The 12,749-nt window shown below is 55.1% G+C and carries 11 protein-coding genes and 1 tRNA gene; 7 read left to right on the top strand and 5 right to left on the bottom strand.

Annotated elements, in window-relative coordinates; all coding sequences use genetic code 11:
• The first annotated feature begins 154 nt into the window (after positions 1–154).
• The 3 genes from NHH03_RS02715 to NHH03_RS02705 all read left to right on the top strand — a co-directional run bounded on the left by NHH03_RS02715 (position 155) and on the right by NHH03_RS02705 (position 4,170).
• Complete coding sequence (locus NHH03_RS02715; RefSeq protein ID WP_253154202.1) at positions 155–2,131, top strand: sulfatase; 1,977 nt, start codon at positions 155–157, stop codon at positions 2,129–2,131.
• Positions 2,132–2,223: 92 nt separating this feature from the next.
• Positions 2,224–3,861 (top strand): arylsulfatase, encoded by a 1,638-nt coding sequence (locus NHH03_RS02710; protein ID WP_253154201.1) that lies wholly within the window; start codon positions 2,224–2,226, stop codon positions 3,859–3,861.
• An 87-nt stretch (positions 3,862–3,948) separates the two neighbouring features.
• Complete coding sequence (locus tag NHH03_RS02705) at positions 3,949–4,170, top strand: hypothetical protein (RefSeq protein WP_253154200.1); 222 nt, start codon at positions 3,949–3,951, stop codon at positions 4,168–4,170.
• On the opposite strand, the gene NHH03_RS02700 is transcribed toward NHH03_RS02705, so the two are convergent.
• Positions 4,171–4,243 (bottom strand) — tRNA-Ala (locus NHH03_RS02700). It abuts the gene before it with no gap.
• A 353-nt stretch (positions 4,244–4,596) separates the two neighbouring features.
• Here NHH03_RS02700 and nusB point away from each other — a divergent pair.
• The 3 genes from nusB to NHH03_RS02685 are packed head-to-tail and all read left to right on the top strand — an operon-like array spanning position 4,597 to position 6,771.
• Entirely contained in the window at positions 4,597–5,073 is a 477-nt protein-coding gene (nusB, locus tag NHH03_RS02695) for a transcription antitermination factor NusB (protein WP_253154199.1), read from the top strand.
• A gap of 34 nt (positions 5,074–5,107) precedes the next feature.
• The gene (locus NHH03_RS02690; RefSeq protein WP_253154198.1) at positions 5,108–5,872 is read left to right on the top strand and encodes a sulfite exporter TauE/SafE family protein; all 765 of its coding nucleotides are present in this window, start codon (positions 5,108–5,110) and stop codon (positions 5,870–5,872) included.
• Positions 5,873–5,907: 35 nt separating this feature from the next.
• On the top strand, positions 5,908–6,771 hold the full coding sequence (locus NHH03_RS02685; protein WP_253154197.1) for a TerC family protein: 864 nt from the start codon (positions 5,908–5,910) through the stop codon (positions 6,769–6,771).
• 13 nt (positions 6,772–6,784) lie between these two features.
• On the opposite strand, the gene NHH03_RS02680 is transcribed toward NHH03_RS02685, so the two are convergent.
• Positions 6,785–7,441 carry an RNA polymerase sigma factor gene (locus NHH03_RS02680; RefSeq protein ID WP_253154196.1) on the bottom strand — a complete coding sequence of 219 codons (657 nt, stop codon included), beginning with the start codon at positions 7,439–7,441 and terminating at the stop codon, positions 6,785–6,787.
• Positions 7,438–9,228 (bottom strand): patatin-like phospholipase family protein, encoded by a 1,791-nt coding sequence (locus NHH03_RS02675; RefSeq protein WP_253154195.1) that lies wholly within the window; start codon positions 9,226–9,228, stop codon positions 7,438–7,440. Before NHH03_RS02675 ends, NHH03_RS02680 begins: the two co-directional genes overlap by 4 nt.
• Before the next feature lie 455 nt (positions 9,229–9,683).
• Between NHH03_RS02675 and NHH03_RS02670 the strand changes: the two genes are divergently transcribed.
• Entirely contained in the window at positions 9,684–11,339 is a 1,656-nt protein-coding gene (locus tag NHH03_RS02670) for a sialidase family protein (RefSeq protein WP_253154194.1), read from the top strand.
• An 11-nt stretch (positions 11,340–11,350) separates the two neighbouring features.
• Here NHH03_RS02670 and NHH03_RS02665 read toward each other — a convergent pair whose 3' ends face one another.
• Together NHH03_RS02665 and NHH03_RS02660 are read right to left on the bottom strand one after the other, a co-directional pair.
• The gene (locus NHH03_RS02665; protein WP_253154193.1) at positions 11,351–11,827 is read right to left on the bottom strand and encodes an HD domain-containing protein; all 477 of its coding nucleotides are present in this window, start codon (positions 11,825–11,827) and stop codon (positions 11,351–11,353) included.
• Between the two features lie 5 nt (positions 11,828–11,832).
• Positions 11,833–12,726: a glycerophosphodiester phosphodiesterase gene (locus NHH03_RS02660; protein WP_253154192.1), complete on the bottom strand. Its 894-nt coding sequence runs from the start codon at positions 12,724–12,726 to the stop codon at positions 11,833–11,835.
• Positions 12,727–12,749: the final 23 nt, after the last annotated feature.

The following is a 12,749-nucleotide window of genomic DNA, read 5'->3' as shown; positions in this document are numbered from 1 at the left end:
TCTAAATTTCGCCAAACTCTTCATTTCTTATGGTTTCGCTGTGAGATCGCTCTTTGGTCGGCATATTGAGTTGGAAAAGCGGCGTTTTCGACATCCGTGTTGGATTGTTTCCGCTTTAAAAAAGACCGGAAACTTCGTGAACACCCATTCTGAAATGACACACCGCTCAATGCTTCCCCCGTCGTTACGCCTTGCGATTCTGATCTGCATGATCGTTGTCGGTATTCTACCAGCTCCGGTGCATGCTGAATCAAAACCCAATGTCGTTTTAATCCTCGCTGATGATCTGGGGTGGAGCGACACGACGCTGTTCGGCACGACATCGTTTTACAAGACGCCGAACATCGAACGTCTGGCCAAACGTGGCATGACCTTCACACGAGCCTACTCGTCCAGTCCCTTGTGCTCGCCGACCCGGGCCAGCGTGCTAACCGGACTCAGTCCCGCGCGCCATGGAATCACTTCGCCAAACTGTCACCTGCCCAAAGTCACTCTGGCGGCAACCGCCACCGATACTGGCCCCCCAAATCAGAAATGCACGATCCCAAGTTCGGTGTCGCGTTTGAATACCGACTATTACACGTTGGCCGAAATGTTCCATGACAACGGCTACGCAACGGGGCACTTTGGCAAGTGGCATCTAGGGGCCGAACCCTATTCGCCGCTGGAACAGGGGTTCGATGTCGACGTTCCACACCACCCCGGTCCAGGACCGGCTGGAAGCTACGTCGCGCCCTGGAAGTTCAAAGATTTTGATCATGACCCTGATATCCCCAACGAACACATCGAAGACCGCATGGCGAAAGAAGCCGTCGCGTTCATCGAACAACACACCGACAAACCATTCTTTCTGAACTATTGGATGTTCAGCGTCCACGCACCGTTTGATGCCAAACGCTCTCTGATCGACAAGTATCGACAGCAGGTGGACCCTGACAACACACAGCGCAGCCCCACATATGCCGCGATGGTCGAGAGCATGGATGACGCGGTCGGGACGCTGCTGGATACGCTCGATCGGATGGGTGTCGCAGAGAACACGATCATCGTTTTTGCCTCGGACAACGGCGGCAATATGTACAACGAAATCGATGGAACGTCGCCAACGAGCAATACTCCACTACGCGGCGGCAAGGCCACAATGTACGAAGGTGGGGTGCGCGGGCCGGCAATCGTTGTCTATCCGGATCACATCAAACCCGGATCACGCAGCGACGAAGTCATTCAAAGCAGTGATTTCTACCCCACGCTGTTAGAACTTTTAAAGATCGATGCCCAGCCGGGACAGAATTTCGACGGCATCAGCATCGTGCCCGCTCTCGAGGGCCAGACACTCGATCGTGAAGCGATCTTCACCTACTTTCCACATGCGCCGGGCGTCCCCGATTGGCTGCCCCCATCGGTCAGTGTCCACGCAGGCGACTGGAAACTAATCCGTATCTTCTATGGCGGCGACAAAGGCCGGCACGATTACAAATTGTTCAATCTGACGAACGACATTGGTGAAGTCGATAACCTCGCTGATCGTCAGCCTGATCGAGTACGTGAGCTGGACGAGTTGATCGAACAATTTTTGACCGACACCAACGCGATCGTTCCGCTGCCCAATCCCAAGTTTGATCCATCGAAGTTTCGTCCCGAATTGATCGGCAAAGCTTCGTTGAAAGGTACCGGAAAGAACTCAAAGAGCCCTGCTCGTTCTCGACAAAAAACTGTCGCCGGGTGGCAAGCCGGTGGGACCTGCCAACTCTCGCTGAAAGACGGTTTGCTGCGTGTCGCGAGTGACGGTGGCGATCCGCATCTAAGCTACAAGCTACCCGTTGCCGTGACCGATCGGTCACTGGTGCTGACATTCACGATGAGTTCTAACGCAGCGGGGGCAGGGCAAGTGTTCTGGCAGGAGCAAGGTGTTACGCCGACATTCTTCCGTGATCGTAGCAAGCCATTCGATGTCCAGCACGATGGCATTTCGCATGAGTACAGCATTGCTTGGTCAGCCGAACACCCCGTACTCGCTGTCCGCATCGATCCCGCCACCGCAAAAGGTCAGATCACGCTGTCCAACATTCGACTCACGACCGGCGACGGGCGAGAGGTTTATCGTTGGAAAGTCCAGGGAACCGGACGCTAGCGATCACGTCACATCACTCGCTTGCGTTTCTAGCTGGTATGGCTGCAAAGAGGCATGCCAGTCAACCTGCGCCGATCCTCTTTTGAATAAGCATGAAAACACTCTTTCAATTCGTTCTGCTTTTTGTCGTCGCGATCACGTCGCTGGCCGAGGCGTCCGAGCGTCCCAATGTTGTCATCATTCTGGCGGACGACATGGGCTATTCCGATCTGGGTTGTTACGGCAGTGAAATTGCAACGCCGAATCTGGACGCCTTGGCGACTCAGGGCCTGCGATTCACTCAGTTCTACAACGCCGCCAAGTGTGAACCGACACGGGCCTGTCTGATGAGTGGTCACTATTGGCAGAACGCAGGATTTGGCGTCAAACGTGGGCAGACGATGGGTGAATTGATGAAGTCCGCTGGTTACGCGACGTTCGCGGTGGGCAAGTGGCATTTGGACGGGAATCCGGTCGATCGCGGGTTTGACCGTTATTTCGGTCATTTGGGCGGAGGCAGCCACTACTTCCGGTGCACGCCAACGCAACGACTTGATAAAAAACCGTACAAGGAGAACCCCGAAGAGCCTTTCTACATGACTGATGCGAATGCGGACTTCGCGATTCAGTTCCTGGACGAACATCAGACTCAGAATACGGACACACCGTTCTTTCTTTATCTCGCCTTCAACGCACCGCATTCCCCGCTGCACGCTTTGCCGCAAGACATTGCGAAATACCGGCACGCCTATCGAGTCGGATGGGACGAAATCCGCAAGCGGCGCTATCAGAAGCAGCTTGAACTGGGAATCACACGCCCGCAATGGAAGTTGTCGCCAAGACAGTCCAGCGTGCCCGCATGGGATTCACTGCGTGATGACGAGCAGGAATACGAAGCGACTCGTATGGCGATCTATGCGGCAATGGTTGACCGAATGGATCAAGCCATTGGACGAGTCTTAGGCAAAGTTCGTCAAATGGGTGCTGAAGACAACACGCTGGTCATTTTTCTTAGCGACAACGGAGGCAGTGCCGAAGACGTCACAAACGTCCCGCAGACGCCCGCCGCCCTGCTCGGTCCCTCGGGAGCCGGCAAAGACGGTTATTGGGTGGGACTCGGTTGGGCGAACGCAAGCAACACTCCGTTCCACAGCCATAAGGTTGAAATGGGAAACGGCGGTGTCTTAACTTCCTGCATCGCCTCATGGCCGGCGGTCGTAAGGCAACCGAACAGCATCACCGATCAGCCGTGCCACATCATTGACTTGATGGCGACCTGCATGGACGTTGGCAAGGGCGACAATATTTCGCAACCCAACTTTAAAACGGAACAATCGCTCGGACCGCTGCCCGGAATCAGTCTTCGGCCACTGTTGACCGATCAGAAACGCCAATCACACCAGGCGCTTTATTTTCATCTTTTTCACAATCGGGCGATCGTCAGCGAGGGCTGGAAATTGACCACCGATTGGGACCAAGCCTGGCAATTATTTAACCTGACGACAGATCGCACGGAACTCAATGATGTCAGCAAGCAATACCCGCGAATTGCGTCGCGACTTCAACGACAATGGGAGACCTGGTACGCGACCGTGCGCGAGAAACATTTTACAGCCGCCCACGGCGATCCTCAGTATCGGCGTCTCGATGACCCCGAGGAATCGTATCTCCGTCGAACTGGCAACCGCAACGAAACAGAATTGATCTGGCGTTCGCAAGCGGAATCGCTGAAAGGACGCAAGCGAAAGTGACGTTCAGCCTGCTGCGAAGTGAGGGGCGGAACATAGCAAAGACGAAAATCATCGTCGAACGCTAATCATGCGACGTCAAAGCCGCTGATGAACCAACGTCAAGCACGTCCGAAACAATGCTTAAAAACGACGGTTCCTGCGTCGGGAAATGAATCGGATTGGATTGAGATGTGCGAGCAGCCGGAGAATGCGCAACCGGCGCTGACGAATTCCGCAGGTGAAATGAGCCTTTGCAAATTTGTCTTTGGCGCCGAAACGTCTACAAAAAAAGCCGCCAATCGTTTCGATCAACGGCTTTTCGCTTTTTAGTGGAGGTAGACGGACTTGAACCGACGACCTACGCGCTGCCAGCGCGTCGCTCTCCCAACTGAGCTATACCCCCATTTTTGTCTGGCTGTCACGCCAGGGGATCTGTGACGCGGCGACCGACTGAGCGGTCGATGTTGCTGTCACAGGGGCGGTATTATCAGTGCGTCGGCGGATTCGTCAAGCTGTGTTTAGGCATCCGCGAATTTTCCTTGAAATTGGCTGTGCGGTCATGACCTCCGTCCCCCTGTAACGCGCGCGACCGCTACCACACGCTGTGCAGTGCTAGGGGGCGGCAAACCGCGGTAAACGGCAATTTTTGTTGGGTCAGTCGGCGCGGCGGCGGGGCGGGCTTACAATCGCAGCAACAAACCCATCTCCGTCCGAAAATTCCCGTGCGTTTCGCTCGACCTAGCGAACGAGTCCTGCATGTCCACCCGCCGTCGCGCTCGTGAAATCGTTCTACAACTGCTCTATGAAGCCGATATCAACGGGTCTCGCGATGAGGTTTCGGCGCGTCGTTTCATCAAATCCCGCTTGCAGGGCCGCAAAGCCCTCACGGCGTTTTCCGAAAGCCTGTTGTTCGGGACGCTCAAACACCGCGACGAAATTGACCGCCATTTGGGACGTTTGGCCAAAGGTTGGGCGCTCGGACGGATGGCCGTCACCGACCGCAATGTGATGCGGATGAGCGGTTATGAAATCTTGCACAGCGAGACGCCCGGACGCGTCGCGGTCAATGAAGCGGTCGTGCTGATCAAACGCTACGGCGACAAAAATAGTCCGCGGTTCGTCAACGGGATATTGGACCGGCTGCTGAAGGAATTCGAAGCCGGACAATTGGACGCGGCCGCAACAGCGGGCCAACCTTCCGGTGGTGATACGGCCTCGTCAGACGACGCCTAACGGAGCGTTCTGTGGTTCAAACGAGGATGAGTGGATGCCTGAATTGATTCCCTGGCTGGGCGTCACGGCGGTCCTCGCAATCGGGGTGTTTGTTCAGGCTGCGGCCGGGTTTGCCGCAGGAATGTTGATCGTGCCCACGTTACTGTGGATGGGCTATGCCATTCCCGAAGCCAGTATGGCGCTGCTGGTTGCGACGATCCCGCAAAACCTGTTTGGCGTGTATTCGTTGCGTGATTCGATCGTTCCCAAACGTTTGCTATGGCCTGGCCTGGGCCGGTTGATGTTCTTTCCCATCGGCATTGTGGCGTTGATTGCTATCGAGCACTCGTTCCCGACCGAGCGAATTCGCCAGTTTGTCGGCGGTGTCGTTTTGGTCGCCACACTGGCCACGATTTTTTACCGCCCGGTGCCCCGAGAAAAACTGTCGCCGATTTGGAGCTGGATTGCATTCCCGTTGTCTGGTTTTTTGCAGGGCTTGGTCGGCATGGGCGGGCCGGCAATGGTGTTTTGGGTTTCCGCGCACGATTGGAACACTCGCCAAATCCGCGGATTTTTGTTTGCTATGTATCTGATCAGTTTGGCGCCGGCGATCGTGATGTTGTTCCTGTTTTTTGGAACAAGACTGATTGATCCTGCGGTCGGGGCTTTGGCGGCGATCCCGATCCTGTTACTGGTCACCTCGGTCGGACTTAAATTCGGCAACTGGCTGGGACGGGAACGATTGCGAGGCGTTACGCTGGTGCTGTTGATGTTGATGGGGGTCGTCGGGTTGGCGTCCCCGTGGATTCGTGCGAATTGATGGACTGACGGAGTCAAAACATGGTGGTCGCGGAGATGAGTGCGCTTTGGAGCGGCGATGCTTTGATCGCGTTGTTAACGTTGACGCTGATGGAGATTGTCCTCGGCATCGACAACATTGTCTTCATCGCCATCGTGACAGGGCGACTGCCCGAGGAAAAACGATCGTTCGCCAGACGGTTCGGATTGCTGTTGGCGATGGGAATGCGGATTCTGTTGCTGTTGGGCATCGGATACCTGATGCAATTGGTCGACCCGCTGTTCTATTTATCGGACCTGATGCCATTTGAGTCGGTGGCCGAGTACCTTCACGAGAATGAAGAGGCCAATGAGGTCAGCGGCAAGGACCTGATTTTGATGACCGGCGGACTGTTTCTGATGTGGACCGCCGTCCGTGAAATCCATCACAAGATCGAAGGCGGCGAAGAGGAATCAGAACTGGGCAACCTGCCGGGCGACGAAGGCGGCGGGAGCGATGGAATCGATCCTGTCACAAGTTCCAATCGTGGGCAAATCACCATCGGCGGTGTGCTGTTTCGCATCGCGTTGATGGACGTCATTTTTTCGCTTGATTCGGTGATCACCGCCGTTGGAATGGCCAAACACATTCCGATCATGGTCGCCGCGGTTGTGATCAGCGTCGGCGTGATGATCGCGTTCGCAAATCAAATCAGTGAATTCGTCCAAAACCACCCGACCGTAAAGATGTTGGCTCTCTCGTTTTTAATCCTCATCAGCGTGGTGCTGGTCAGTGAGGCCGTCGGCACACCGATCAGTAAAGGATACATCTACTTTGCAATGGCATTTAGTCTGATGGTGGAGTTTCTGAACCTAAGAATGATGACAAAACGTGTCCGTCCCAGCCAGGGCGAAGGTGAGATGGGCAGCATCGGGAAGTGAGAACGTTATTCGTTCACTCGGCTGCCAATTCGGGAAACACGCTGTCGTCCAATTCCGCACGCTTGATAATGGCTTTCAAACGAATCTGAAAATCACTTTTGTAGTTTGCCACCTGTTGTTCGCTCAATCCCAGTGATTCGGCGACTTGTTTGTTCCCCCAACCGCGAACAATCATCAATTCGATCGCCTGCAATTTGCTCCAATTGGAAGAGTGTTTCCAACGATCAATCTGTTCACCGATGGCATCACGGATCAGGTGCTCCTCCAGTCGTTTTCGTTCGACCGAACGAGCGATGGAACTGGCGACGCGGGCGCTGCCGGGCATCTCGAACTCGCCCATCGAACTACTGCGGCCATGCATTTGCATCGCCGGGCGTCGTCCTTCGCGTCGCAAATGGTCCGTCAGTTTGTAGGCACAGATGGAAAACAGGTAGCTTTCCAGTGGTCGCGCTCCGTCATAGTTAGGCAAACTGATCAGGAAGCCGACAAACGCCTCCTGGACAATGTCTTCAGCAGCGGCAGAGTCGCGAATCCGACTGCGGGTGTAGGCCAATAGACGGCCTTCGTATCGATCGATCAACGCTTGCCAGGCGTCGGAGTCACCGTCTCGGATTTGTTGAACCAGCCGCTCGTCAGCGGAGGGTAAATCGGATGAATTAGGAATGCTCATGCGATCTCGTCGCTCGGTTGAAGGTTGTCGATCACACGTTTCACACGTTCGATCGCGTTTTCGCCAGCTTGACGTCCCGCGTCGATTAGCGGATCAACGGCATGGAAATCCTCGATACGGTAATCGCTGGTCTGCGGAATAATAATCAGGTCGCTTTCTTCACGGTGCAGGGCGCTGGAATGTCGTCGACTGATGTCCATGGTTCGCAGCAATGTTGACAGGTAGCTGGGGGTTTTCAGATTTCCGTGTCGGTCTTTGGCGTAGTCTGTCGTCAGTGTCGATCCGACGTCAATTGAAATCACATGGTCACAGCCTTCGCCGCGCAGCACTGATGCGGGGACATTCATCAGCACGCCTCCATCGACCAGCATCTGATCGTGGTGGATGATCGGCCGACCGAAAACGGGATGGTTGATACTTTGCAGTACCGATTGCACCAAATCTCCAGAACGACGAATTTGTTGTTCCCCGCTGATCAAGTCCAACGTAGTGATGGCCAACGGCAAATCGGCTTGGGCAAAGGTCATCTCGTGCAGATAGCGGCGCAGTTTGGTTTCAAATCGGCCGCCACGAAAGCTGTGCAACAAAAACATTCGACGGGTTGATGCCCGCCTGGCCATGAACTTTGGCGGGACCATTTCGTCGCGAAAGAAGTTGCCGACCTCTGTCGGCGCGAATCCGGCGCCGTACGCCGCGGCGACAATCGCGCCGGCGCTGGTGCCAGCAATCGAATCAAACACGACCGCGTGTTTTCGTAGGACTTCTAGAACTCCGATGTGTGCGATGCCCCGAGCGCCACCACCGCCCAATGCCAGTCCAATGCGTTTTCCCACTAATGAACGATGCAGTCGCGTGATCGATGCGGGGTCAAACACGCTGTCGGTACCCCGGCCACGGTATCGGCAGCGAACGGTCAAGGTGTCCGCGATTTCCATTTCAGGCCGTTGGTCCGATTCACCGTCAAACATCAACGCGACGATCGGACGCTGATGTGCTGCGATCGAGTGCAATTGTTCGTCGGCAGTGCTGGAAAGCCCTTGGTTGGCATTGGCAGCAAAGATCACGCGGTTGGAGTCTTTGACCGCCGCGTGGCAGGCTTGCGGACCGCTGGCGATGGTCACAGCGAGCGCCTGATTGCTGCGTCCAGCGATCGTGTAACCAAGTTCGCTGGGGGGCACACAAATCGCGTCGCGATCGAATTCCTGTGCAGGGATCGGCAGATCAGAATCCGTCACCAAGATCGGTTGGACCAGTTGTTGTTCGCGCCGCAATTGGCCCAGCAGGCCTTCTGCGAGCCGCCAGCCACTGGGATCGTCGATCACGATCGCCAGCGAATGCACCCCGCGTTTAGTCACCGCGGGTTGAGCCGAGGCCGAATTCATATGGATCAGCCGGCGGGTCAGGCTACGGCTAAGGTTTTCCAGCAATTCAGGGTAGCTTTTCACCAATCGTCGGTAGTCGTCGCCCGAGAGGACCAGCGTTTCCAAATAGGTCACCGCCGTCACCGTGGCTGTCCGCGGGGATTGGGAGATCACCGAAGCCTCGCCAAAATGTTCACCGGGCCCCATCACACTCAGGGTGCGTTCGACGATGGAGGGACCATCTCCCGACCACACGCGGACTTTACCGGCCGTGATCAGAAACAGTTCGTCACCGGTTTCGCCGACCGTGATGACTGTTGCCCCGGCTTCGTAACTACGCGGCTCGAATGCCGACAAGACATTTTCCAGGCCATCACTGCTTAGTCCCATCAACAAGGAACGTGTTACCGATACTTCGCGATCCATCCCAATTGGTCCTGATGAGCAAGGTTCTTTTCCGCCGGAGGGAACGAGACGACCGCAGAAAACCATTGGCTGCAGACGGATCAGTCTAGCAGGTTGCTCCGGAATCATCCCAGGTGTGGAAACACGGCCCCCGAGAGCTGGGACGTGATCCATCACCAGGCCATTGATGGGGGGAAGCGAAATTTCGTTAAACTGGTGGATTCTACTCTGGCACTCGTCTACCTAGCTCGGAAACGATTGGCCTATCTAAATGGATTGCCTGAGACGGAACGAACTCGAGCCGAACGAAGACTGCTGGCTCCTGGATGCGTATCATGAAAATGGCTTTGTCAGCTGGCTAGACGAGGATATTCATCAGCCGTTGAACGCTAACTCACGGTTCCCTGCCAATATCATGAAACACCCTCGCCTCATCCTGTCCCCTCCAAACGCTCCACTCCATTGAGTTTCCAATCATGTATCGTAGGCTGATTTCTCGACTTTCATTTGTGGGTGGCATGCTGATGCTGCTAGGTCCGTGGGCAGGCTTCACCAGTGCAGTGGTCGACGATGTCGCGTTGACTGCCCAGACGCGCCAACAGATCACTGCAATTGAGTCCATCCCACTCACACTGCCTGTGATGGTTGGGTCGGCTGCCAGCCCGATTGTCAAAATGGAGATCACGGCGACGGGATCACAAAAACCACTTTCGATCACCAAAGTCACTGCTTCTATAGTCGGCGAGGGGGCCGAGACGGAATTCCACAGCGTTCAACTCTTTTGTAGCGGCAGTGATTCGACGTTTCGCAATGCGACGCAGTTTGGCGAGTCCCAAGCAACTGGCACTGGCAAACTGCACGCCTTCAATGGGAAGCAGCAACTCGCCGAAGGGCAGAATTACATCTGGCTGGCAGGCCAATTGAAGGAAAACGTTGACATCGACCGTATGGTGGCTGCAGAAATTGATTCGATCACATTTTCAAATGGCGAAATTAAATCGTTCGCTGTCGATCCATCGGTTCAACGATTGGCCGTCTCGGTGCGCGACGCTGGTGATGACGGAGTCCACACCTATCGAATCCCGGGTCTTGCAACGACAAACCAGGGAACATTGATCGCTGTCTATGACGTCCGGCGGCGTTCTGGGGGTGACTTGCCGGGTGACATTGACGTCGGGATGTCGCGCTCGATTGACGGCGGACGCACCTGGCAGCCGATGAAGATCATCATGGACATGGGCGACGATCCGGATTGGCGTTATGACGGCGTGGGAGATCCGGCGGTGTTGGTTGATAGAAACACCGGCACCCTTTGGGTTGCGGGGACGTGGAGTCACGGCAACCGATCGTGGCACGGTTCAGGTCCCGGGTTAACGCCCGATCAAACCGGTCAATTGATGCTTGTTCGCAGCGATGATGATGGAGTCACCTGGTCGGAACCGATCAATATCACGCACCAAGTGAAACGTCCCGAATGGTGTTTCTTGCTGCAAGGGCCGGGGAAAGGAATTACCTTGCACGACGGCACGCTGGTCTTTGCAGCTCAATATCAAGACCCACCAAACCCCGACGATGCGAAAGCCCACCGTCTGCCACACTCGACGATTATTTACTCCAAGGATCACGGCAACACCTGGCATGTTGGTGCCGGTGCGTTCGACGACACGACCGAATCTCAAGTCATCGAAATCGAACCGGGCGTGTTGATGTTGAATTGCCGCTACAACCGTGGCTCTGTGCGGGTCGTGATGACCACAGACGACCTTGGTAAAACTTGGCGTCAACACTCGACGTCGCAGCGATCACTGATTGAACCTGGTTCGTGCATGGCCAGCCTGATTGATGTTGATCGAGAAGTTGGTGCGGATGTGGGGAATTGGCTGCTCTTTTCCAATCCTGACAGCACACGCGGACGTCACCATCTGACCATCAAGGCATCGCCGGATCGCGGGCTCACCTGGCCGGATTCCCATCGCCTGCTGTTGGACGAGGGCGCCAGCGCGGGCTACTCATGCATGTCAATGATCGATAACAAGACGGTGGGGATTCTGTACGAAGGCAGTCGCTCGCAGCTGACATTCCAACGAATTGCCATCAGTGATCTTGTCAGCGAACAGTCGCCTTCCCCGTAGCCCGGATCGGGTTACTTTTCAAACTCTCCCATCAGTCGCAGGTAGTCACTTTCACTGATCTGATCGGTTAGAAACTGATAGGAGAGCGCGTAGCGATGCATCCTTGCCGAATCTTGGTCAAACGAGTTCGCTTGCAATCGGAGTCGTGAAAGATTGGCATTGTCGCGTAGGTCGGATAGTTTGACGTCGCGTGACACGGCGTCGGATTTACACTGGACGACGTATTGTGCGTAGGTTTGGCCATCCTGGTGGGTCACCCGCTTGAGCGACTCGATGACCTGTGCTGAAAAGCCTTCGCTGCGCAGCTCGTCAAGTGTCACCGCCGTGTCTTCGACCACGTCGTGCAAGATGCCAACGATTCGAGCCGCTTCGTCTTGGACTCCCATCATCACACGGATCGGGTGCAAAATGTACGGTTGCCCTTGGCGGTCGGTTTGTCCGGCGTGCGCCTTTGCGGCGATTTCTAGAGCTTTATCAAGTGTCGCCATGTGAGCTACCCTCGGTTCTTCTGTTGCCAATTGACGACCGATTGTTGAAACCGTTTGGGTTCATCGGTCACATACCATCGTATGCCGAGATCCAACAGTTGGTGCACGTCACTGGCATCGAAGTGGAATGGAAAAACTTGGAAATCGATTCCCGCATCATTCGTGACTTTCAGGGCCTGTTTTAAAAACTCGGGACTAATCTGATAGCGACCGGATTGTCGATCATCGGAATCGTGTAAATGGAGCTGGACTTGATCGACTCCGGTGAATTTAGAATCGACCACACGCTGGAATTTAGTTTTGATATCCTCTGGCGATCCGCCGATCCAGATCATGCTTCGTATGTCTTTGCTAATCTGTTTTAACGTCGTGCAATCCGATTGGCGGGGGCTGCAAATCAAGACCTGTTTGTTGACGGCATAGCGATCGATCAGTGCCCCTAGCTGCTTCAGTTGAACGTCTTTGATGTCCAAATAGACTTGGCGATCCGGTTGACCCTGCATTTTCTGAAACACCTCTTCCAGCGAGGGCACCGTTTCACCCGAATAGTCTGGACTGAATTTTATACCGGCGTCCCAGTTGCGAACTTCAGCGAAGGTCAATTGTTTGACGTTGCGGTCGGCGATTGATTTGGGCGCCGTTGTCGTGCGTGCAAGTGTGGCGTCGTGCAAGCACAGGATCACCCCGTCAGTCGTCGTCCGTAGATCCGCTTCTGGAATCCCACCCAGTTCCCAAGTTGTTGTGAACGCCCGCATCGTGTTATCGGGCGCATCATTGGCACCACCGCCACGATGCGCCTGCCAGAACACAGGTTCCGTCGCCATCACGTCAGAGGACTGGCCGCCACATAGCAAAACGATTGACGTAAAAAGACACAGTGCCAACAGGTTTGGTTTCATTTGATATCGATAGGAAAGCGTCA

This window comes from Stieleria tagensis (assembly GCF_024129865.1).
Lineage (GTDB): Bacteria > Planctomycetota > Planctomycetia > Pirellulales > Pirellulaceae > Stieleria > Stieleria tagensis.
This window is presented reverse-complemented; position numbering and strand designations above follow the sequence as displayed.

What these genes read in the sequence shown, in the direction of transcription:
- NHH03_RS02715 (WP_253154202.1), top strand. Translation starts at nt 155, where the DNA reads ATGACACACCGCTCAATGCTTCCCCCGTCGTTACGCCTTGCGATTCTG.
- NHH03_RS02710 (WP_253154201.1), top strand. Translation starts at nt 2,224, where the DNA reads ATGAAAACACTCTTTCAATTCGTTCTGCTTTTTGTCGTCGCGATCACG.
- NHH03_RS02705 (WP_253154200.1), top strand. Translation starts at nt 3,949, where the DNA reads ATGAACCAACGTCAAGCACGTCCGAAACAATGCTTAAAAACGACGGTT.
- nusB (WP_253154199.1), top strand. Translation starts at nt 4,597, where the DNA reads ATGTCCACCCGCCGTCGCGCTCGTGAAATCGTTCTACAACTGCTCTAT.
- NHH03_RS02690 (WP_253154198.1), top strand. Translation starts at nt 5,108, where the DNA reads ATGCCTGAATTGATTCCCTGGCTGGGCGTCACGGCGGTCCTCGCAATC.
- NHH03_RS02685 (WP_253154197.1), top strand. Translation starts at nt 5,908, where the DNA reads ATGAGTGCGCTTTGGAGCGGCGATGCTTTGATCGCGTTGTTAACGTTG.
- NHH03_RS02680 (WP_253154196.1), bottom strand. Translation starts at nt 7,441, where the DNA reads ATGAGCATTCCTAATTCATCCGATTTACCCTCCGCTGACGAGCGGCTG.
- NHH03_RS02675 (WP_253154195.1), bottom strand. Translation starts at nt 9,228, where the DNA reads ATGGATCGCGAAGTATCGGTAACACGTTCCTTGTTGATGGGACTAAGC.
- NHH03_RS02670 (WP_253154194.1), top strand. Translation starts at nt 9,684, where the DNA reads ATGTATCGTAGGCTGATTTCTCGACTTTCATTTGTGGGTGGCATGCTG.
- NHH03_RS02665 (WP_253154193.1), bottom strand. Translation starts at nt 11,827, where the DNA reads ATGGCGACACTTGATAAAGCTCTAGAAATCGCCGCAAAGGCGCACGCC.
- NHH03_RS02660 (WP_253154192.1), bottom strand. Translation starts at nt 12,726, where the DNA reads ATGAAACCAAACCTGTTGGCACTGTGTCTTTTTACGTCAATCGTTTTG.